The following is a 22,109-nucleotide window of genomic DNA, read 5'->3' as shown; positions in this document are numbered from 1 at the left end:
TCCAAATAAAGATAACATAAACAGAAATGAAAAACAATGACTTAAAGCCATGAAACAAGTAATAATGAAAAGACAGGAAGTAAGCTACTGTCTCATTTTTCTATTCTGAAGCACTTTTAAGTAAGAATTATTCAAACTCAAATAGCTCTAGCACATGAAATATAAAGATGGGAACAACCAAAAATTTAATATCTACCTAACCCTAAGTTTGTTTATTTCGTGTGGTCAGATAAATTAGAAGTAGAATAAATTAATCAATTTGAGAATTAAACCCTAATCACTTATTTAAGCATTTACTCTTCAAATATTTTAGACTGTTGCAACTGATATCTCTCTAATAAATCAATAAATTTTTGATCTGTCCTTACTTTCTCGTAAACATCTTTAGCATTTTTAATGTCCTTTTCAGTTACTCCCTTAGAAAGAGCTAAATTCAGATTTAAATAAAAATCGCTTGCTTCTCCATTAAGCAAATTTAATTCAGCCAACGTTGCAAAGTATATACCTGTATTAGGAGCAATTTCGATTGCTTTATATATATCCTCAAATCCTTTTTTATATTCACCAATTATCCTATAAAGCTCTGCTCTAACATTTAACAAATAGTCTTCATCTGGATAAAGATCTAATCCAGTGTTGATTATATTTAAAGCTTCATCGTACTGTTTATTCAAAATAAGTATAGTACTTTTAATATGATAAAATTGAGGGAATCGGAATGGATCATTTAAATACTCTAATGCCTTATCATATCTTTCTAATTTACCATTTACAATTGCTAAATAATATTTGGTAAAGTCATCATCTGGTTGTTGTTCATAGGATTTTTCAAAGTCCTTCAAAGCAGATTTAAAATCATCTATATTTAGATAAATCAATCCCCTTTCAAAATAATACTCAGGCTTTTTATCATAAATTTCAATGGCATCAGTCAGTAATTTTAATTTTTTACTCTTGTCTTCTTCTGTTAATGATTTTTCATATAACTCATCGGCTTCTTTAATAATTTTAATGGTAGAGTCTTCATTTTCGACATTTAAGGTCTCGTCAAAAATTGTAGAAAATAACTTTTGATAATCTAACGTAATCCTTTCAGAGCCTTTAGTAATATTGATCTTTAAGGACTCATCTTTCTGCAACCCTCTATCTGAATAAATTGAACTAAAAGTTATAAAAGCAGAATTCAAACCTAAATTAAATTGATCCCTCCATTTTTTAACTAAATCTGATTCTTCTGCTTTCTCTAAGGGCGAATCAGGATAAGGAAGTCTAGTTAAAACAAAATGAATTTTAGCTTCATGATTATCTGCCTTCAACAAGGCATTAACTACCTTTTTAGTCCCGAATTTATTTTCTTCATTATTTACAGCTAAAATTACTACCTTATCAGCTAATAATTTTAAGGTTATACCTGCAATATCTGTTATTCCTGTTCTAGAATCTATCAATAGGTAATCTGGCTTAATCTCTTTTTGAATTTTTGCCTTGAGATCAAGGAAAAATTGAGTCCCTTTTGGTTTAGCTGAATAAAACATTTCAGACCACTTCATTACAGATAACTTTTTCCAGTAGTCATCATCATTTTCAAAATCTCCTGCTGAAATTATATCTATTACAGCATAATTTCTGTTTTTAGGAACTAAATGTCCCACTATACATTGTATACTATCATTTAATACTCCTTCATTTGAAAATTTATAAATATGATCTACCAATCCCTTATTTCCAGCAACAGGTTCGTATTTATAATCATTTGAAAATTTATATTGTAAGCCTGGTGCTTCGATGTCAAAATCGATTAAGCACACTTTTTTACCAAGTTGGGACAACTTGATAGCCATATTACTTAAGGCCAGTGAGCGCCCTACGCCACCTTTATATGAATAAAACGTTATTGTCTTCATTTTCAAAAAAGTATAGATCTATTTTCTGCAATAATTCTGCTTGTCTCCTGAATATTAGCTTCGCCTAACTCATCAGGAGCTAAAAAGCTAGGCTGATTTTTCAAAAAAACGATTTTTGAAATCTCAATTTCAAGCCCCAAAGCATCTGAAATACCTTGTAATTTCTTGGCACTTAATTGCTGATTATCATTAGTTTCATTCCTCTGTACTTGTTGAGGGCTAATTCCTAATTGGTCAGCTAATTTCTTTTGTGATACACCGGACGCTATCCTTGCCTTAATTAAGTTTACAGGTAAATCTTCCAGTTTAGTGCATGATAAAATCTGGATATTTCCAGTTTCTAAAATCTCATATTCTTTTAGCTGATTTTCTAAATCTCTTATAATGGTTTTCAATGAATTAACATATAACTCATTTTCTAAATCATCATCATCCACTGGTAAACTATCATTTAATAGTTTAGAGTACTTAGTTAACAGCTTTTTAGTATCATTATATTGTCTCGTGCTCTTTATCATATCAATTCAATTAACAAGATACCTTTTGGACTATTCGTATCTTTATCTTTTTGAAAAAAATCCTTAAACATTAACCCTGTGCTACCCTCTCTTACGTTAGCTGGAAAAATATCTGCATTATACTTAGCTTTTAATTCATCCCTATCTGAATCTGACCTTAAGAAAAACAAAGGTTCAATTCTATTTAAATCTCTTAATTGCTGTGTTTTAATAATGGGATCAGTTGATAATTCCCAACATACGTCAATATCACCTGGTTCAAACTTCTCTGTTGCGAAGCTACCATCTACATATAGCCTTTCACAATTGATTTGCTTTAGAACATTAATAATGTCCTTTAATTTTCCGATCAATTGCTTTCTCTTATCTGAAAAGGAAAAATTCTCTTCAAGCTCTTTTAAAGTTACTTTGTGCTCACCTGGTTCTAGTAAACCTGTATTTGGGTTGAAGTCTAATGCCATAAATAAAAAGAGAATTCCTTTTCTTGGTAATAATAATCAAATATGTATAGTTTTTATATTAATTACAAAGTATTTAAAAAGAATAACGAAGATGGATTAGCTAAAGTTATTTTAAACATCTTTATTGTTGTTTAAAATTACAGTAATAGTAAATTAGAACTTAAATAAGTATCACTGAAGATGAATTAATATATTTTAAAAAAGGAGAGATAATCTCAAGAATAGATAAAATGCATAAGATAGTATTATTATCAGTGTTCTAAATTCTCAATGGAAGATATTAAAAAAATTTAGCCACCAATTTTGCCACCTATACAACAAAAAAGCCCTGAAAATCAGATGATTAACAGGGCTATGAGTACCTTGGGCCGGAGTCGAACCGGCACGAGTGTTACCTCATTGGTGTTTGAGACCAACGCGTCTACCAATTCCGCCACCAAGGCATTTCAAAAGATTCTGCTAAGGCTTTCCCTTAACGGGTTGCAAATATAGGTAATGATTTTTAAAACAAAACAAGTGAGAGACAAAAATAATTGAAAAAGAATACGGTTTAGAATACATTACTCAATTCATATATCCATTCCTTGATTAATCTTATTTATTATCAAGCATTTAAGTTAATTACGACTCTAATTCACTTAACTCAAGCCAGCGCATTTCCAATTCCTCTAACTTCTCATTAAGTAAACTAAGTTCCTTTCCCCATTTAGTAAAATCATCAGAATTTCCTTCTCCTGTTGCTAATTTTGATTCTAGTTCTTGCTTCTTTTTATTTAATTTGGGGATTTCACTATCAATTGATTCTAATTCTCTTTTCTCCTTATAGCTCAATTTTTGTTTGTCATCAACCTTTGATTTCTCCTTACTGCTTGATTCTTTACTTTTATCAGTTTTATTCTTTGGAGATTCATCTTTGGTTAACCGATAATCCGTATAATTACCATTAAAGATTTTTATTTGATTATCTCCTTCAAACAGGAACAATTGCTCGGTGAGGTTATCCATAAAATATCTATCATGGGATACTATGATCAAACATCCCTGAAATCTATCAAGGAAATCTTCCAATATAGAGAGCGTTTGTAAATCAAGATCATTGGTCGGCTCATCCAAAATTAAGAAGTTTGGATTCTTAATTAACACCAATAGTAATTGCAGTCGCCTTTTTTCACCGCCACTTAATTTATGTACAAAATCGTGCTGCTGTTTGGGCGGGAAAAGGAATTTATTTAAAAATTGCGCAGCTGTTATTTCATTTCCATCGGGTAACTTAAAATGCTCTGCTATTTCTAGCACCACATCGATTACCTTCTTATTATCATCGAATTGAATTTCTTGTTGTTTATAATATCCAAACTCAGTATTAACTCCTAAATCTAATTCACCCGAATCGGCTTTAATTTTACCAGTTACAATATTTAGGAATGTACTTTTTCCTGTACCATTTTGTCCTACTATTCCAATTCGGTCACCTTTTTTGAATGTATAGCTAAAATTCTCAAAGAGTTTTTTACTATCAAATCCCTTGGAAATATTCTTTAGCTCTAGAATCTTCCCTCCCATTCTCTTCTGAGAGACTTCCAACTCAACTTGATCTTTCTTAAGATTTTTAGTAGCCTTATCTTTTAAATCTTGAAAAGCATCTACTCTATACTTAGCTTTAGTCCCTCGAGCTTTTGGCATTCTGCGCATCCATTCTTGCTCTTTCTTCATGAGGTTTTTTGCCTTGTCCACTTCAAGCTGCTCAATTGATTCTCTTTCTTCCTTTTTTAGCAAAAACTCCTCATAATTCCCTTTATACTTAAAAATCTGCTGGCGGTCAATCTCCAAAATACCGTTACAAACTCTATCTAAAAAGTAACGATCATGAGTAACCATTAATAAGGTCATATTTTGAGTAGCCAAATAGTTCTCCAACCATTCAATAATATCTATATCCAAGTGGTTAGTTGGCTCATCTAAAATCAAAACATCCGGTTTTACAATTAATTGGCCAGCAAGGGCAACCCTTTTCTTTTGTCCACCCGACATGTTTTCCACTGATTGCTTGATATCACTAATCCCTAATTGACCTAGGATTTGTTGTACTTGACTTTCATAGTCCCACAGTTGGTGTGCTTCCATTTTTTCCATCAATTCTTGAAAGCGATTTTGCTCTTTATCATTCATATCAGGATTTTCGGCTAATCGCTCGTATTCTTTAATGATATTGAGCGATTCATGATCGGAACTGAAAATAGCCTGCATTGCATTTTGCCCAGTTTGAAATTGCGGATTTTGCGATAGGAATCCTACCTTAATGTCATTTCGAAAGCTTAGGTTTCCGGAGTCGGGCGTTTCTTCTCCCATCAATATTTTTAAGAGAGTGGATTTTCCAGAGCCATTAATTCCCACTAATGCTACTTTTTCACCTTGAGCTAAGCCGAATGAGATGTTTTCAAACAATACTCTTTCGCCAAAGCTTTTGGTAATATTTTCTACTGAAAGATAGTTCATGCCACAAAATTAGGTCTTATATTTAACATAGTAATACATATAGAAAAGAAAATCTTATGCTTATATTTTCAACTTCTATTTTTTAAATTCTAGATTAATTATTGGCACATTCTGAATTATTCTTTTACTTGCACAGCTCAAAACCATTTCTATGAAAGTTTTTATTAATGATGTTCCGCTATACATAATCCCTATGGATAAAATAATTGACAGGGAACATTATGACCTTATTATTGATGCGGAAAAAGAAAAGATTCGCTATGATAATTTAATTGATGACGTACTGATCCGAAAAGGTAGTTTAGCTGATATATTGGAATTTTATAAATTTTTATCTTCTGACAAAAACAAAAAGCTTGACTCCCTTACTTGCAAGGTTTATGATTATGAAAAAGTAGTAAAGGATTTTAAGAAAGAGTTTAAAATTGTGGAAGCTGCTGGCGGTATCGTGACTAAAAAGGATAAATACCTTTTTATCTATAGACTAAAAAAATGGGATTTGCCAAAAGGCAAGCTGGAGAAAAAAGAAAAAGTGGAAGTTGCTGCAGTGCGAGAAGTTGAAGAAGAATGTAATGTTAAAGTAGCCTTAGGCCCGAGAGTTTGCAAAACATGGCATACTTATACTAGGAATGGTAAAAATCATCTCAAGAAAACCAGCTGGTATCATATGACTTTAGAGGAAGACAAGAAAATGAAGCCTCAAAAAGAGGAAGGGATTGAAAAGGTGATTTGGGTTAATAAAGTTGAGCTTAGAACTGTTCTTTTGACCACTTATCGTTCCATTCGATATGTGATGAAAAAATTTCATGAATATCAGGAGGGGTTGATTGAGGTTAAGTAGCAAATAAAGATCTCAGCTAATTTTACGAGTGATGCTCCACTTACGTTTTCTTTCACTTGCTAGCTCTTCATCCAAGGCCTCAAAACGAGAGGCATGACTGACAAATTCAGGAAGGATATTTTTCATTTGCATGATCATTCCCAATTCATTTTCGTCATTCATCAAATCATTAAGCTTTTGTAGTTGTTTAATAGTATCTTTATGCCCCATTCTTTCGGTTTTTGCAATCAAAATCTTTTCATGATGTGTTGGCACAGTGGTTTCTTTATCGCTTAGCAGTTCCTCATACAATTTCTCACCTTCTCTCAATCCGGTAAAAACGATTTTGATATCTTCATCTACCTCAAACCCTGATAATTGGATCATTTTTTTAGCTAAATCAATTATTTTGATCGATCTACCCATGTCAAAAACAAAAATTTCACCTCCAAATCCCATAATCCCTGCTTCAATAACCAATTGACAGGCTTCAGGAATAGTCATGAAATAACGAGTTACTTCAGGATGCGTCACCGTAATTGGCCCACCTTTCTCTATTTGCTTTTTAAACAAAGGAATAACCGACCCATTAGAACCTAGGACATTTCCAAATCTTGTAGTAATAAATTGAGTGCTGTTTTTTACTTCTTCGGATTTAGAATCATTTAAGGATTGGACGTAAACCTCTGCCAATCTTTTTGTTGCCCCCATAACGTTCGTAGGATTTACTGCCTTATCTGTGGAAACCATTACAAATTTCTCAACATTATATTGCACAGCAAGATCAGCAAGATTCTTTGTTCCGAAAACATTTGTAGCTACTGCTTCAAAAGGGTGCATCTCCATTAAGGGGACATGTTTATAGGCTGCTGCGTGATAAACCACGTTTGGTCTATATTTGTCAAAAACAAACTCCAATCTTCTTTTGTTGGTCACATCCATAATGACTGGAATGATCTCGATATCTTTTTCGATATCTAAGTTAGTTAACTCGATATCGATTGCATAAAGAAATGATTCTGCCTGATCTAATAGGATTAGTTTTCTAGGTTTTACCTTTAGAATTTGCTTTGCAATTTCAGAACCAATCGAACCGGCAGCACCAGTAATCAATACTGTCTTGCCACTAATATTTTCTGAAACTTTAGGGTTTTCCAACTTAATCGACTCTCTGCCCAGCAAATCTTCTATACGAACCTCTTTAATCTGATTCATGCTCAGTTCCCCATTTATCCACTTATCAGGAGCAGGGACTGTTCTGACTTTTACATGAGCTTTTAGGCAGTAATCGACTAATTCATTTTTACGTTCAATAGAAATATTTGCTACCGCAATTACAATTTCATGAACATGATATTTCTCGAGGATATCATCTAGATTATAACCTGCATCGTAAATTGGGGCTCCATTTAGCACCTTACCGACTTTTTTAAGGTCATCGTCAATAAACCCAATCACTCTCATTCTGGCATTTGGATCAGCATCTATTACTTGCTTAGTAATGATCCCATATTGACCTGCACCAAAAATCATCACGTTCTTTCTATGACGAACAGCATCACGATAATAGGCAAAAAGATTCTTCACTAAAACGCGATAAGAAAAAAGAATAAGTACCGCTAAAATAAAACTAATTATTAAAACTGATAATGGAATAATAACACTACCCGTGTACCAGTAATTAAGATAACTTACAATAGCTATTAAAATGGAACCAATAAAAGTTGTGTAGGAAATTCTAAGACCATCTTCAATTGAAGTGTAGCGAATAATACCCGCATAGCTTTGCGTAATAAATATTGCAATCAAATGACAAATTAAAAAAAGAACCAAGCCCTCAGTGAATTTGAAAGCTATGACTTCTTCAAAATTGAAATTAAACCTCAATAAATAGGCAAAAACAATAGCAGACATCAACAACACTAAGTCAATCAATAAAATGATCCACCTAGGCAAAAAGCTGATATCGTTTATTTTCTTAATCATCTAACCACAAATATAACCTATTTAATATTTTTTTATAATAATTTAAGTAATTATTTCAAGAAGTTCTTTATTTTTTCGACTACCATCGATTTTTGTTCGTTGGTTAGCGAGGAACTAGAAGGCAAGCACAGGCCTCTTTCAAACAATTCCTCCGATACTCCTGACAGATAAGCTTTACAATCTTTAAAGATCGGTTGAAGGTGCATTGGCTTCCATAAGGGTCTGGTTTCAATATTGAATTTCTCTAGCTCTTGTCTTAAATCTTCAGGGTTGTTACTCAAATTTTCATTAAATAAAACACAAGTTAACCATCTATTACTGTAGGCGCCTTTAGGTTCTTTTAAAAACTCAAATCCTACTGGATTCAGTTCCTTAAAATAAAAATCATGATTTGCCCTTCTGTTCTCTACCCATTTATCCAGTACCTTCATTTGACCTCTTCCGATTCCTGCTGCTATGTTGCTCATTCGATAATTATAGCCAATTTCGGAATGCTGATAATAAGGAGCTGCATCTCTAGCCTGTGTAGCCAAAAATCGCGCTTTATCAATCCAATCTTTGTTTTGCGATACTAGAGCACCGCCCCCTGAAGTAGTAATTATTTTATTGCCATTAAATGAATAAACACCAAAATCGCCAAATGTTCCTAAAGGTTTGTCATTTAATTTAGCCCCTAAGGCTTCAGCAGCATCCTCAATTAAGGGAATTTCATATTTCTCTGAAATTGCTTTTACTTCCTCAATTTTCCCTGGCATTCCGTAAAGATGGACAAATATGATAGCTTTCGGTTTCTTACCTTTTGCCATATATTCTTTGATGGCTTTTTCTAAAAGCACAGGATCCATATTCCATGTTTCCTTTTCACTATCAATCAGAACGGGTTCAGCTTGTTGATAAACGATAGGATTTATAGTTGCGGAGAATGTGAAGCTAGACGCCATCACAACATCATCATTTTTCACTCCTAATAATATTAACGCCAAGTGAATTGCAGCAGTGCCAGAACTTAAAGCTGCTGCATATGGAATATTGTTATATTCCTGAATATCTGCTTCAAAACCATTAACGTTTGGACCTAAGGGTGCTATCCAATTTTCATTAAAAGCATGTTGTATAAATTCAACTTCTTCTCCTCCCATATGGGGAGCTGATAAAAATATTCTTTCATTCATGGCTCTATATATCTCCTAATTGAGGCCTTAAAACAATTTCTTCTACTACCGTTCTGTCCGATAAAGCATAGGCTGACCACACAGATTCAGCGACATCTTCTGCTTTCATAAATCTTTCATGAGGTAAATCTACCCCTTCCCAACTTGCAGTGAAGGTAGCACCAGGTAGTACGGAAGTAACTCTTATACCCTCACCTTTTAATTCTTCTCTAAGGCATTTTGTAAATCCTTGCATGGCATATTTAGTTATACTGTAAGAACCACCACTTGAATATGCTGTGATTCCAGCTATGCTACTCATAGAGAAAATATGTCCCTGTTTATGAGGCAACATTGAAGGCAACAAAGCCCTTGTCAGGTGATATGCTGAGAATAAATTTGTATTCATCATCATTTCCAAATTTCCGTCTGGTTCATCTTGAATGCTTCCCGGAAGGAAAATACCGGTATTATTAATTAAAACATCAACTCTTGGCGTGGTGCTTAAAACAAAATCTGCAAAAGTTGCAATGTCTTCTCTTTTCGATAAGTCTGCTGCTTTCACATGCACCTTATTGTTATATGATTTTTCTATTTCCTCTTTCAGAACTTCTAAATCAGCTTTATTTCTAGCGCAAGTAATGACATCAAATCCTTTTTCCGCAAACCGGAGCACTAAGGCTCTTCCAATACCTTTTGTACCTCCAGTAATTACTATAAATTTATTCATTTTAAAATTGAATTATCTTTGGTTTGAAAATACGAAACTAAACAATAATCTTGTAGTTCTACAAACTTACGAAATTCATTAGCGTATTGGATTAGAATAATCATCCGCATAACCTCAAAATCCAATTATCTGTAAAGAATTGAAACAACTTTTATTGTAAAGAAAATTTTCATGCTAACTTTAAATTTGAAGATACAAGAAACAACAACCTTATGAAGTCTATAGGTGCCTATTTTATATTTTTAGGAAGTATGTTTGTAAGGCGAGAGTCCTTTTCATCCTATTTCAAGCTCACCATTAATGAATGTATTTCCATAGGCTGGAATTCCATATTAATCGTTGCTATTACCTCAACATTTATGGGTGCTGTTACGACCGTCCAAACTGCTTATAATTTAGTAAGCCCACTAATTCAAAATTATGTGGTAGCTCAGGTTACTAGGGAAATGGTTGTTTTAGAACTAGCACCTACCATTACTGCCATTGTTATTGCGGGAAAAGTTGGATCTAGCATAGCGGGTGGATTAGGCACTATGAGAATTACTGAACAGATAGATGCCCTAGAAGTGATGGGAGTAAATGCTTCGTCTTATTTAGTCTTACCTAAAATTGTAGCCGCCATGATTATGTACCCACTTCTGGTCGTCATAGCAGGATTTTTAGCCCTATACGGAGGGTATATTGCCGGCACGCTTACAGGTATATTGACGGAGACAGAATATGTTTACGGAATTAGAATAGATTTTAATCCCTTTACAGTCCAGTTTGCTCTTATAAAATCATTAGTATTTGCATTTTTAATCGCTTCTATCTCAGCTTTTCAAGGTTTTTTCACCACTGGAGGAGCACTTGAGGTAGGTCAATCCAGTACAAGTGCTGTAACAAAAAGCTGTATTGCAGTATTGTTAGCTGATTATATTTTAGCAGAATTATTATTAAACTAAGAAATGATTGAAATCAAAAATATATCCAAGTCTTTCAATGATAATCATGTTTTACAAGATATTTCAGGAACCTTTGAGAGAGGTATCACCAATTTAATCATTGGTGCTAGTGGCACTGGAAAAAGTGTACTGTTAAAATGCATTGTAGGCTTAGTAATCCCTGAAGCAGGCGAAGTTCTCTATGATGGCAGGGGTTTTTTGAAAGCCGATAAAGATGAAAAAGCACAGATGAGACGTGAAATTGGCATGCTTTTTCAGGGTGGTGCCCTATTTGACTCGAAAAATATAGAGGAAAACGTTATGTTCCCCTTGGACTTGCTTACGGATATGAAGAAAGACGAAAAGCTTGATCGCGTAAATAACGTATTGAGCAGAGTTGGTCTTGAAAACATTAACAAAAAAATGCCTTCTGAGATAAGTGGAGGTCAGAAGAAAAGAGTTGGAATAGCTCGAGCTATTGTAAATGATATCAACTACTTGTTCTGTGACGAACCGAATTCAGGACTTGACCCTAGAACCTCACTATTGATTGATGAATTAATTCAGGAAATTACTCATGAACTGAATGTCACTACTATTATGGTTACGCACGATATGAATTCCGTTATGGGAGTGGGAGAATACATTATGTATTTGTCAAAAGGTAAAAAAGTTTGGGAAGGAAATTCTGACAACATCCTAACGTCTGGTCAAGAAGATTTAGAAGACTTTATTTTTGCTAGTAAGTTTATGAAGAAGTTGAGGAAGACGCTGTAGCCCCCTAGCCCCCAAAGGGGGAAATTGGAGCCTTGTAATTCCTAAGGAAGGAAAAAAGTAGTATAGAAGGAAGTAGTGGGGCGATGGGTGTGGGGTGATTTAGAATAAGGCGGTTAATTGGACGCTGCCATTATGAATGGTCTTGCTGTCTTGGCTTTTTCTGCCTATATATTGTAAAATTAGATTTAGATCACCTATAATTTTTCTTCTTAGAGAGAGATTCCAAACATAGTTATCACCTGCCCTTAATCCTTCAAACATTTCAAATGCTAATGGACTTCTATTATCTCGCAATTCTGAATCTACACTAACATAACTGAATTTGCTTTCCAAGACACCATTTTTTGCTTGGATCAATTTATTGGAAAGCTCAATTGAATTAACTAATACTGCACCACCTGCGCTTTCATCAGCACTCAGTTTGTTTTCATTTCTATAGGCCAAACTCACTCTTAAATTTCTACCTCCTTGCCAACTAATTTTAGGATTTACCGAAGTCGTATTAAACTGATAATCTCTTTCTTCCACTACCTCGGAAAAAGAAGCATTAGAAGTTTGACGATAAGTTGTAGAAAAGTTCCAATCTTGAAATGCATTGAGGGAACCTGCCAGTAAGAATACAGATCTATCCATTCCTTCAAAACCTTCAATCATTAATTGTTTTCGATTGGAGTTAGACAAAGAAGCCTCTAGAAAAGCTATACCTCCCCTATTATACCAGAAATTAGATTTCCACATATTACGAGAAGACAGTACTTGATCACCATTATCAAATGAAAAAGGAGATATCCTGGATGCCCATTCTTCAAACGTATTTTTATTATCAAGATTGACATTAAAACTACCTGAAAATTTTTCTAGATATTGCATTAAATTTTCAGATTTGGCCCATGATTTGGGCAAATTCCATCTTAACTGATACTGCAAATTATTGATAAAAGCAGTTTGATAACTATCACCCATGGTCAAAACCTTCACATAATTTCTATCTCCGTATTCCGTTTCGTCCTCAAAAAATTCATTCAATTCTTGCTCACCATTTCCGTTTAAATCAGACCAAGAATGGGTTCCTAAACTTCGTGCTACCTCCATGAAAAAATAGCTCCTTTGCAAAACTCTTCCTGTCCCAGTCTGAAAGTTTAATTTTTGAATAATATTGCCGTCCCAAAAACTTGATTGCCAGTTCAATCCTCCTTGAAAATACTTTTCCGTTCTTGTTGAATCTATGGTAGTTTGTATTTCTCTTCTCAGCAAATTAAAGGCTAGTTGATTGTCTTCACCGTATCGAAATGAAGTTTGCAATTTCGTATTCTGTGCTTTTTCGAATTCACGGAATTCTCCTTCAATTGGTCTTTGATCTGCTCTAAATTCATGAGCAATTTTAAAATCCCAATGATTGGAGTCTGGCTTAGCAAGATAAAAACTATGACTATCAAAAAACTGAAAACTGCTAGCAATTTCATCCTTAATTTTGATTTGATGTTGCTCTGTCCTAAATGTATAGCCTGGTTGAATTTTATATTTTGCATAACTAAAGTCAGCAGTAGCTTTCTTCCAATCGGTTTGTGTTTCACCATGCTTGCTATTCATCATAAAGCCATTAAAGGCTATATTTAAATCTCCCCTATTCTGAAAGACTACACTGTGCTGAGCACCATTACCAAAATTTTCTTTATTCCGTAGCGCCACTTCATAACTAAAATTCTGCTTATCATTTTGGATAGAAGTTCCCAAACTTAACAGGTGCTCTTCCCCTGCTTGAAATGTTGCGGATTGTTCCATTCCCCAATTTCTATTGAATTCCATTTCTCGAAATGGTTGAACAGGAGAAAATGCAGAATCCAAATATTCATATTTAATGAAGTAGTCAATGGATGAGTTTTTGCCAAAACTCAAATCTTTAGCATCTGATTGATAACCAACAGAAAATGCATTGCCTGTCTGCTTTGTATTTTCTTGATTAAAGCGGTTGCTTACAAATTCGGAACCTGCATATTCAAAGCTTATTTTTGAATCGTCCTTTAAATTATAATTAAAGCCAAGATTTATGATGCGTTGATTCTGGGGTAATGCCACACGTTTTATTGGAGCATAATTTCCTTGGGGCACACCATCAATCGGTGCTACCCATTCATAGCTCACCCCATTTTCAGAGGAATTAGCGATACGGTAATCCCCATGATTCTCCCCTACCATGGTAAAACTCAACTGATAGTGAGCAATTTCAGGATTTTCCGAACGCTTGAAGATCTGATAAGTCTGACCATTAATAAGTGTATCAATTTGAGCATAGCGCTTTCTGCTTGAAGAATAACCAACGCTATCTGCAGAAGAAATTTCACCGTAAGTAGCACCTGCATCCAAATTTGACAATTCTTCAAAATCGCTTTTAGACAAGTCATTCATCTGATTCCCTGGCTTGTCGGATTGTTGGAAATAACCAATGTTAACATCCAAATTCCCAATAGATTGTTGATGTTGTAAGGTGGTTACATTTCTGCTATACTGTCGGTCAGAATACTCAAATTCAATTTGAATTCTACTGTATTTTGAAATGTAAATTTTGGAATTGAAAGTAAGTTCGGCTGCATTGTAATCAATGACATAATCATTTTCCAGCCCTCTATCTAAAAGCTTCCCATCAAGAAATACTTTTTCTGATCCTGCTAAGAGAAAAATAAAGGGTTCATTTTGTGGCCCGTCTATTCTGTAAGGACCTAAAACTCCTTCGAGAGGCTGAATGGATTGGATTCCTGTTTTGCTTCTTGCAAATGAGGTAACAGCTTGAGTTTTGGAATCAGTTGAGTCAAAAGACAATTTAGTAGAAGATATAGCCAAGCCCTGAACTTGTCTATTAAACCTCAAAAAGTTTAAGTCGCGATTGGATTGGATATCCAAATCACCTGCTTCCATTCCCCAGTTTTCATGAATAAGCTGAAAATTTACTCTATCAAAGTCCTGAAGTCGCTGTGTATTTCCTTCTGGCTCAAAAGGCATTTGTTGATCAGTCATTCTGGCTTGAAGCTGCAAATCTTCAGAAATATTTCCTGAAATGGTCAAATCCATTACTGAATGCATCATGGCAGATTGTTGCCCCCCACCAGAAACTGACCGCATATACGCCCCATCAATCTGAATCCCTCCTAAGCCTAGTAATTCTTGAGTAGATCGATTCTTTTCTTCTTGAACCTGAATATTGTTGGTAAAGCGAGCGGTACTATCATACCATTCCTCTGGAACAGCAGACTTAACTAATTCAGTCTCTTTAAGAACATAATTAAAGCAAACCCTAAAAAATTCCCCTTCTTGACATTCATTTATCTTAAGAACATTATCAAAAATTTCATAGCCTAACTCTTCACCTGCTATATTATTAATTTGGATTGTAGAGGAGATTATCAAAATGGAATCAGGTATTTGATAACTGGTATACTCCGTTTCAAAGCAATTTGATTGGGCATAAAGAAACTTTGGACTTATAAATAAGACCAGAATACTAATAACCACAACTCTAAAAACATACTTCAAAATCAATCCAATCTTTTCAATTCTATGAAAAAGGTAGTTCCTTTATTAACTTCTGTTTCAAACCAAATATCACCCCCTGCATGTTCAATTCCTCTTTTAGCCACAGCCAATCCGATTCCAGAACCATTAGATTTTGTTGTAAAGTTAGGCAAAAAAACTTTGTTATAATTATCTTCAGGTATACCTAACCCATTATCGGTAATTGAAATTCTAATTTTCCCCTCCAAAAGCTCAATTTTAATTTTAATGGTAATAGCCTGACTTCCATCACCACTCTGGATAGCATTAATCAACATATTGTTGAAAGTACGCTCCATTATTTTCGGATCTGCCAATACATACAGATCTTCATCAGGCAAATCCAATTTGATTTCTGCATTTTCTGCTTGAAAGAAATCAACTACTTTTTTCAGCGTATCGCTTATACAAACCCTTTCATTTTCGGGAATTGGCATTTTAGCAAATGCTGAAAAAGAAGTAGCAATATCACTTAAATTCTCTATTTGCGATAGTATACTATGAATTTTTTCAGAAGCCTCTGGCATAGGACTATCTGCTCGTTGTATTTTCATTTCCAAATGTTGCAAAGAAAGCTTCATAGGAGTAAGCGGATTTTTAATTTCATGTGCCACCTGCTGTGCCATTTCGCGCCATGCAGATTCTTTTTCTGTTTTACTCAAGGCCTGTCTACTTCTCTCCAGTTTCAAGAGCATTTGATTATATTCCTTGATTAATAAGCCAATTTCATCATCAACTTGCCAACTTATAGGTTTATTCTCTGCAGATAAGTTCACTTGGGATAGTTTTTGTTTTAGCAGGTTCAATGGAGTTGTTAAGATTTTTGTTGCTGCATATGCTAAAAAGATGAAGATAATGAATGATGCCACGAAAATATTGAATACATTATTCAGCAAATCAGTAAGCAGGAGATCATACTCTTTATTAGACTTAAAAAAGGGACTTCCCAAAATGGCTAAAAGCTCACCCGAATTGTAAGACCTGATTCCGACATAAGCTGATTGATAATTTAGGCTTCCAATTTTTTCCTCCAAGGTTATCATTTTTTGTCCGCTTTGATAAATGGAAGCATAGGCTTGCGGGTTGATTCTATTGGACAATAAGTTTTTATCAAAGACCTGAGGCTGACTAGTAGCGGACAATTGCCCATTTAAATCATACAAATTAATATCCGTATTAATGATCTTCGTAATGGTGGCCAACTCATTATTTAAAGTTGTTTTATCCACTAAACCATTTTCGTACTTCATTAACAAAGGGGTCAGCTGACCAGCCACTCTGTTGGTACTTTCTTCGTATTCAGTCACTATATCCTTTAAAAAAGTAGCGTTCACAAAACCAATCGTAGAAATACTTACCGATAGTAAAGGAATTAAAAAGGCAAGCGAAAAATAGAGCTGAATTTTAGCGCTTAGTCCAATTGACCTTGTCTTCCAATACAGTTTAAAGAATTGATAAACCGATATAACAAAAACTAACACAAAACTGATTACAAAGAAAAAAGATATATTGGAGAAGAAGCGATACCAGAACACATCTTTCTTACTAAATATCAACTTTTCATTATTATTGATTACTACACTGAAATTAATATTCTGCTCTTCCTGAATATTGAGCAAGGTTTTATCCTTGGTAATTTCATGGTTGACCACATTAGGAAAATTTAGATTTCCTACACTGTAGGATAATGTGTCGTTATTATAAAGAGCATAATCGTACGGGATATCAATGAGAGATGATACATAACGGTTTTTGACTAGCAACTCAGGAAAAACATTATCAGGACGGATTTTCTTAGGTTTGAACTCCAAAACAATTTTAGCGAACACAAAATCATAATGCTTTATTTCATAAACATAAATGTATTTTCTTAGCAGTTGGTTTCCTTCATTGTAACTCACCAGATATAAATTGATATCCCCTCTTTTATTACGTTCATTCATTTGCTGAATGGGATAAGAGGAAGACATTGGCAAAGTAGAACTTGGAAAAATTGGGTTTCCTTCGGCATCAAAAATCCTTACAGATTTTTCATATTTTTCAAAATAATCATTGAGATAATACTGCTCAATCTTATCGACTATAGTTTTATAGGGAGTAAGTGGCATTAGAAACTGCCTTTTGATATAGGCATCCTTTTGTAAACTTTGATCCAACTGCACGAGCATATATTCAGCCAACACATCATTTCCATTCATTATTCTGTCAGCCAAAACACTCCTTTGGCTAGTTTCCTTTTGTTTTTCCAATTCATAAACAGAGGAAGCACTAATTGCAGAGATGCCGATAATTAAAATAAATAGATAAATAAAACTTAGAAATTTTAGGGATTCAAGTGCCCCACCTAAATTAGTTAAATACACTATGATATTCACTAGAAAAACAATGCCCGCCATCCAAAAAATCACAACACCGAAACTGAAAGCCATTAAAGAAAAGAGACCGAAAGCGGTAATTTGAAATCCTAGAAATTCTATAAAGTTGGTCTTGAATTGATTATTAAGATGATGCACTAATCTAAAAACCTCAAAAACCAAATATCCAAAAAGCAATACTACAGTATAGGACAGTATTTCTAAAAAATTGAATTCAATCGATTGAGTGCTATCCAGGCCCCAATTAGAATGTATATAAATCAGATAAATAAAATAATAAATACCTAAAGTGACTAAATAGGCACCCAAATTGAGCAATAAGCACAGCCAATTAGGAAGCAATCTCTTCTCGTTTGAGAGAAAGTCATTCAACCTTCGGATTGAGAAAAACCCGATTAGAAAGAAGAGAATACTATTGATGATTAAATTTCCAAGAGAAGGGTTGAAATCAGAAGAGGCAAAATATTTAGGGTCGAATAGTTCTAAATCGGTTGAATGAAAGGGGAAATCGAAGTATTCCATCAGTCCCCAAATTGAAGCAATGCCTATTATGAAAACTGCAATTTTTGACCAAAACCCTTTCCTATTAGAAGCAAATTGCCAGAGCAAGTATAGCAGTAAAACAACTAAAATAGATTCTAAAGTGATAATTAGATAATGAAAATTAGGTAGATAATTTTCAAAATCTTCTGCAAAAGAAATATGGAAAATTGGCTTGCCTTCTAAATCCTTTAAAGCAAAGGACTCTTCTTGTTCCGTTTGATGAAGTTGAATACCAGAGGAAGGTAAAATCTCAGTATTAAATGAGGACTGAATATATTCATTATTGACATCATAATATTCAAATAATGGAATTACGGTCACCAAGATGATATCAGAATTTTTGGATTTACTATTCAACTCTAAAAATTGACCAGCATCGTCCTTTACAAAATGCCAACCTTCTTTACGATACTTTCTTATTAATGGAGTGTAGTGCTCATCAGACCAATATACCAGCCCGTAATTTTTGAACAAATAGAAAGGGTAAGTGCTATTTAACTGATTGAGTGATTGAAAATCTAATGCTTTACTTTGAACAAAATATTCAACTAATGCTTGCCGGTCCTTTTCAACAGCTTTAAATTCTTTATCCAATTTTCGTTGGGTGTGAGCAATAAAATTTTCTTTATCCAACTCTTGAGAATGGTAATACCACCTCAAACCAGAGATTGAAATCACTAAGAAAATTAATATGCTAAGTAGTAGAGGTTTCCTCACAGTTATTATTAAAATTTTAAAGCATCAATATAGCAATAATCGTACTGTAGTTTAAAAGAATGGATTTGATTTAATCTTTTTTCTGCTTTAGAGAAAAATAATCAGCCTCTCTATAATCTCCTCAAAAGCCCCCTTTAATTACCCGAAAGGGGAAAGACGCACGGATCAATATTAGAAGAAAAGAAAATAGTTATGGTGTGAAACTTGGAATTCCGTGCTGTTCACCCGGCAGCTGCCAGGAGCGAAGGCAGTATTCTAATAGCTTAGCAAAAGCTGACAATATATTACCTAGCAATCTAGAATAAGTTTAAAAAGTATTAATCCTCAATATTCCCAATCGTTATTTTTAACTTTGCACTCTATGAAAAAATTAAGGATCGTATATATGGGCACGCCTGATTTTGCAGTGCCTTCATTGGAAATATTAGTTGAGAATAATTATGATATTGTTGCGGTTATCACTGCTCCTGATAAGCCCAAAGGGAGAGGTCAAAAATTATCGCAATCACCCGTAAAAGAATATGCTTTATCAGTTGGACTCCCTGTTTTACAACCTACAAATCTAAAAGATCCTGAATTTCAGAAAGAATTGAAATCTTTGAATGCTAATTTACAGATCGTTGTGGCTTTTAGGATGTTGCCAGAAGCGGTCTGGTCAATGCCAGAAATAGGGACTTTCAATTTGCATGCTTCACTTCTTCCGCAATACAGAGGTGCTGCCCCTATCCATTGGGCGGTTATGAATGGTGAAACAGAAACAGGCTTGACTACCTTTTTCCTTAAACATGAAATTGATACAGGAAGCGTTATTTTACAAGAAAAAGAAGCTATCTCTCCTAACGATACAACTGGTGAGGTCTACAGTAGGTTAATGAAAAAAGGAGCGGGCTTAGTTTTAAAAACGGTAAAAGCCATAGAGAATGAAGACTATGACCTCACTGCTCAAGATGAAAACCAAGAGTTAAAGCATGCACCTAAGCTATTCAAAGAAAACACTGAGCTAGATTGGAATGAACCAGCTGAAAAACTATATAATTATGTAAGAGGATTAAATCCTTTTCCCACAGCTTGGGCAATAATTAATGACAAAAAATATAAAATCCATCAAAGTTCAATTATTGACGCCAATAAATCTGGCGAAATTGGAAAGATCAACACAGATCACAAAAGTTATCTTCATATCCAATGTAAACCGGGCATTTTAGCATTAAAAGTGATTCAACCTGAGGGAAAAAAAAGAATGGGAATCGCTGACTTTTTTAGGGGGAATGATATTTGAGTTCAATAAAAACTATCCCTGAACCCTATTCACCATCAACTCAGCTGTAATTTGAGAAGTATTCTCCGCTCCCAGCATTTCTTTTAGCTGCTTGTAATCTTTTAAAATGGATTCCGTGTTTTCTCCACCGGGTAAAATTTTCTCAAATTCATTTTTGAGATTTGATGGATTAAATTCATCTTGAATCAATTCTCTGACCGCTTCTTTATCTAGTATCAAATTTACTAAGGAAATAAACTCTACTTTCACCACTCTTTTTGCAATGGCAAAGGAAATTTTACCCGTTTTATACACCACCACTTGGGGTACTTCAAAAAGAGCAGTTTCTAAAGTAGCTGTTCCGGAAGTAACTAAAGCTGCTTTGGAATGAGACAGTAAATCATAGGTTTGATCGAAAATCAAATCTACATTTTCAATTTGTTGCCATCCATCATAAAGTTCTGTTTCTAGGTTAGACACGCCTGCTATAACAAAATGTTCCTCAGGAAAATCTACAGCAATGCCTTGTAGGTTTTCCATCATAGCCCTAACCTCCTGTTTACGGCTGCCAGGCAAAACGGCAATTACATCTTGTCCCTTGTACTGAAAATCTTTGTTTGGCTTATAGGCCTTAATGGCATCTAGTAAGGGATTTCCAACATAATCTACCTCAAAATCGAATTTTCGATAGAACTCCTTTTCAAAAGGCAGAATTACATACATATAATCTACAAACCTCTTGATTTTATAAGCTCTTTTTTGATTCCAAGCCCAGATTTTGGGAGAGATATAATAGTGAACAGGGATATTATGTTGGGAAGCAAATTTTGCAATTCTAAGATTAAAGCCTGCATAATCAATCAAGATCAATGCATCTGGTTGAAAGGACAATATATCTTCTTTACAAAAATTAATTTTCTTTTTGATGGCCTTAAGATGAACAAGTACTTCCCAAAAACCCATATATGCCATCTCACGATAATGGACTACTAGCTCACCACCAGCATTTCGCATCTCTTCTCCTCCCCAACATCTGACTTCAGCTTGAGAATCTGTAGCTTTCAAAGCTTTGATTAAGTTACCTCCATGCAGATCGCCTGAACGTTCCCCCGCAATTATATAATATTTCATGTTTCTAGGATTTGCAGTTCAAAGCTAAGATAATTGCTTTTGAATTCATTAGGGTTTTCCCAAATAGCCTTTTTCGTAAGCCATTTTTATCATGTGGGACACATTTTTAGCTTCAAATTTCTGCAACAGCAGTTTTCGGTATGACATTACGCTATTAGTAGCTAAATTCATTTTTTCAGATATTTCGCCAGAGGTATCACCTTCACTTAAATATTTTAGCATCTTCCTTTCAGTAGCCGATAGCTTTATCCCTGGTTCTGGCTCATGCCTCATTTTTATAGCAACCTTTTCCATTACATCCTGAGAAAAATAAGTTTTCCCTTCCAGGATTCTATGAATAGCGGAGATTATTTCTTTTTCACCTATATTCTTTAAGACATATCCATCCACTCCTATATCAAGAGCATTTTGAATGTAGCCTTCTCTATCAAACATCGACAAGATTAATACTTTAACTTTAGGATATGTTTTTTTAAGGATTTGAGTTGTTTCAATTCCATCCAAAACGGGCATGTTCAAATCCATCACTATAACATCAGCAGGATTTATTGCCATCATTTCTAAAACCTCTCTGCCATTTTGAGCAGTTCCCAACATTTCAAAATCAGCTTGCTTTGCCAGAATTGATGCCATTCCATTTGCTAAAATCTCATGGTCATCTGCAATTATCAATTTAATTGGGTTTGGTTTATCAATCATATTCAAATCTAAAATTATTCGAGTTGAGAAACAACGCTGATAAAAATATAAATTTGCAACTGGAAAGAAGTGAA

The 22,109-nt window shown here is 34.3% G+C and carries 15 protein-coding genes and 1 tRNA gene; 4 read left to right on the top strand and 12 right to left on the bottom strand.

The genetic code is table 11. The features are described 5' to 3' along the window. Positions 1–293: 293 nt before the first annotated feature. The 5 genes from FTRAC_RS19500 to FTRAC_RS17395 form a co-directional block, all read right to left on the bottom strand. Entirely contained in the window at positions 294–1,904 is a 1,611-nt protein-coding gene (locus FTRAC_RS19500; protein WP_013455600.1) for a KGGVGR-motif variant AAA ATPase, read from the bottom strand. A gap of 2 nt (positions 1,905–1,906) precedes the next feature. Then, the gene (locus FTRAC_RS17410) at positions 1,907–2,422 is read right to left on the bottom strand and encodes a helix-turn-helix domain-containing protein (RefSeq protein ID WP_013455599.1); all 516 of its coding nucleotides are present in this window, start codon (positions 2,420–2,422) and stop codon (positions 1,907–1,909) included. Then, the gene (locus FTRAC_RS17405; protein WP_013455598.1) at positions 2,419–2,883 is read right to left on the bottom strand and encodes a DUF6932 family protein; all 465 of its coding nucleotides are present in this window, start codon (positions 2,881–2,883) and stop codon (positions 2,419–2,421) included. Before FTRAC_RS17405 ends, FTRAC_RS17410 begins: the two co-directional genes overlap by 4 nt. A gap of 359 nt (positions 2,884–3,242) precedes the next feature. Further along, positions 3,243–3,326, bottom strand: a tRNA-Leu gene (locus FTRAC_RS17400). A gap of 178 nt (positions 3,327–3,504) precedes the next feature. After that, positions 3,505–5,379, bottom strand: coding sequence for an ABC-F family ATP-binding cassette domain-containing protein (locus tag FTRAC_RS17395; protein WP_013455596.1), 1,875 nt, complete (start codon positions 5,377–5,379; stop codon positions 3,505–3,507). A 151-nt stretch (positions 5,380–5,530) separates the two neighbouring features. On the opposite strand from FTRAC_RS17395, the gene FTRAC_RS17390 reads away from it, so the two are divergent. Beyond that, positions 5,531–6,220, top strand: a complete 690-nt coding sequence (locus FTRAC_RS17390) for an NUDIX hydrolase (protein WP_013455595.1) — start codon at positions 5,531–5,533, stop codon at positions 6,218–6,220. A 12-nt stretch (positions 6,221–6,232) separates the two neighbouring features. On the opposite strand, the gene FTRAC_RS17385 is transcribed toward FTRAC_RS17390, so the two are convergent. From FTRAC_RS17385 to FTRAC_RS17375, 3 genes are read right to left on the bottom strand one after another with little or no spacing between them, the layout of a single operon-like run. Then, positions 6,233–8,185, bottom strand: a complete 1,953-nt coding sequence (locus FTRAC_RS17385; protein ID WP_013455594.1) for a polysaccharide biosynthesis protein — start codon at positions 8,183–8,185, stop codon at positions 6,233–6,235. A 50-nt stretch (positions 8,186–8,235) separates the two neighbouring features. Continuing rightward, on the bottom strand, positions 8,236–9,357 hold the full coding sequence (locus FTRAC_RS17380; protein ID WP_013455593.1) for a DegT/DnrJ/EryC1/StrS family aminotransferase: 1,122 nt from the start codon (positions 9,355–9,357) through the stop codon (positions 8,236–8,238). A gap of 4 nt (positions 9,358–9,361) precedes the next feature. Further along, positions 9,362–10,066, bottom strand: a complete 705-nt coding sequence (locus FTRAC_RS17375; RefSeq protein ID WP_013455592.1) for an SDR family oxidoreductase — start codon at positions 10,064–10,066, stop codon at positions 9,362–9,364. Between the two features lie 212 nt (positions 10,067–10,278). On the opposite strand from FTRAC_RS17375, the gene FTRAC_RS17370 reads away from it, so the two are divergent. Beyond that, positions 10,279–11,010 carry an MlaE family ABC transporter permease gene (locus FTRAC_RS17370; protein ID WP_013455591.1) on the top strand — a complete coding sequence of 244 codons (732 nt, stop codon included), beginning with the start codon at positions 10,279–10,281 and terminating at the stop codon, positions 11,008–11,010. A 3-nt stretch (positions 11,011–11,013) separates the two neighbouring features. Next, positions 11,014–11,766, top strand: a complete 753-nt coding sequence (locus FTRAC_RS17365) for an ABC transporter ATP-binding protein (RefSeq protein WP_013455590.1) — start codon at positions 11,014–11,016, stop codon at positions 11,764–11,766. Between the two features lie 99 nt (positions 11,767–11,865). Here FTRAC_RS17365 and FTRAC_RS17360 read toward each other — a convergent pair whose 3' ends face one another. Both FTRAC_RS17360 and FTRAC_RS17355 read right to left on the bottom strand, forming a co-directional pair. Then, positions 11,866–15,300 (bottom strand): hypothetical protein, encoded by a 3,435-nt coding sequence (locus tag FTRAC_RS17360; protein ID WP_013455589.1) that lies wholly within the window; start codon positions 15,298–15,300, stop codon positions 11,866–11,868. Continuing rightward, positions 15,297–18,947, bottom strand: a complete 3,651-nt coding sequence (locus tag FTRAC_RS17355; protein ID WP_013455588.1) for a sensor histidine kinase — start codon at positions 18,945–18,947, stop codon at positions 15,297–15,299. The genes FTRAC_RS17360 and FTRAC_RS17355 overlap by 4 nt, the downstream gene beginning before the upstream one ends. 361 nt (positions 18,948–19,308) lie before the next feature. Between FTRAC_RS17355 and fmt the strand changes: the two genes are divergently transcribed. Then, positions 19,309–20,226, top strand: coding sequence for a methionyl-tRNA formyltransferase (fmt, locus tag FTRAC_RS17350; RefSeq protein WP_148230109.1), 918 nt, complete (start codon positions 19,309–19,311; stop codon positions 20,224–20,226). Positions 20,227–20,238: 12 nt separating this feature from the next. Here fmt and lpxB read toward each other — a convergent pair whose 3' ends face one another. Both lpxB and FTRAC_RS17340 read right to left on the bottom strand, forming a co-directional pair. Next, a complete protein-coding gene (gene lpxB / locus FTRAC_RS17345) occupies positions 20,239–21,336 on the bottom strand; it encodes a lipid-A-disaccharide synthase (RefSeq protein WP_013455586.1) in 1,098 nt (365 codons plus the stop codon). A 48-nt stretch (positions 21,337–21,384) separates the two neighbouring features. Continuing rightward, positions 21,385–22,035, bottom strand: coding sequence for a response regulator transcription factor (locus tag FTRAC_RS17340; protein ID WP_013455585.1), 651 nt, complete (start codon positions 22,033–22,035; stop codon positions 21,385–21,387). Between the last annotated feature and the right edge of the window lie 74 nt (positions 22,036–22,109).

This window comes from Marivirga tractuosa DSM 4126 (assembly GCF_000183425.1).
In the GTDB taxonomy this organism is placed as follows: domain Bacteria; phylum Bacteroidota; class Bacteroidia; order Cytophagales; family Cyclobacteriaceae; genus Marivirga; species Marivirga tractuosa.
The sequence above is the reverse complement of the archived record's forward strand: the minus strand, read 5'-3'. Positions and strand labels throughout refer to the sequence as shown.

Coding starts and splice junctions, on each gene's coding strand:
- FTRAC_RS17395 (WP_013455596.1), bottom strand. CDS start 5,379: ATGAACTATCTTTCAGTAGAAAATATTACCAAAAGCTTTGGCGAAAGA.
- FTRAC_RS17385 (WP_013455594.1), bottom strand. CDS start 8,185: ATGATTAAGAAAATAAACGATATCAGCTTTTTGCCTAGGTGGATCATT.
- FTRAC_RS17380 (WP_013455593.1), bottom strand. CDS start 9,357: ATGAATGAAAGAATATTTTTATCAGCTCCCCATATGGGAGGAGAAGAA.
- FTRAC_RS17370 (WP_013455591.1), top strand. CDS start 10,279: ATGAAGTCTATAGGTGCCTATTTTATATTTTTAGGAAGTATGTTTGTA.
- FTRAC_RS17365 (WP_013455590.1), top strand. CDS start 11,014: ATGATTGAAATCAAAAATATATCCAAGTCTTTCAATGATAATCATGTT.
- lpxB (WP_013455586.1), bottom strand. CDS start 21,336: ATGAAATATTATATAATTGCGGGGGAACGTTCAGGCGATCTGCATGGA.
- FTRAC_RS17340 (WP_013455585.1), bottom strand. CDS start 22,035: ATGATTGATAAACCAAACCCAATTAAATTGATAATTGCAGATGACCAT.
- FTRAC_RS17390 (WP_013455595.1), top strand. CDS start 5,531: ATGAAAGTTTTTATTAATGATGTTCCGCTATACATAATCCCTATGGAT.
- FTRAC_RS19500 (WP_013455600.1), bottom strand. CDS start 1,904: ATGAAGACAATAACGTTTTATTCATATAAAGGTGGCGTAGGGCGCTCA.
- fmt (WP_148230109.1), top strand. CDS start 19,309: ATGAAAAAATTAAGGATCGTATATATGGGCACGCCTGATTTTGCAGTG.
- FTRAC_RS17375 (WP_013455592.1), bottom strand. CDS start 10,066: ATGAATAAATTTATAGTAATTACTGGAGGTACAAAAGGTATTGGAAGA.
- FTRAC_RS17405 (WP_013455598.1), bottom strand. CDS start 2,883: ATGGCATTAGACTTCAACCCAAATACAGGTTTACTAGAACCAGGTGAG.
- FTRAC_RS17410 (WP_013455599.1), bottom strand. CDS start 2,422: ATGATAAAGAGCACGAGACAATATAATGATACTAAAAAGCTGTTAACT.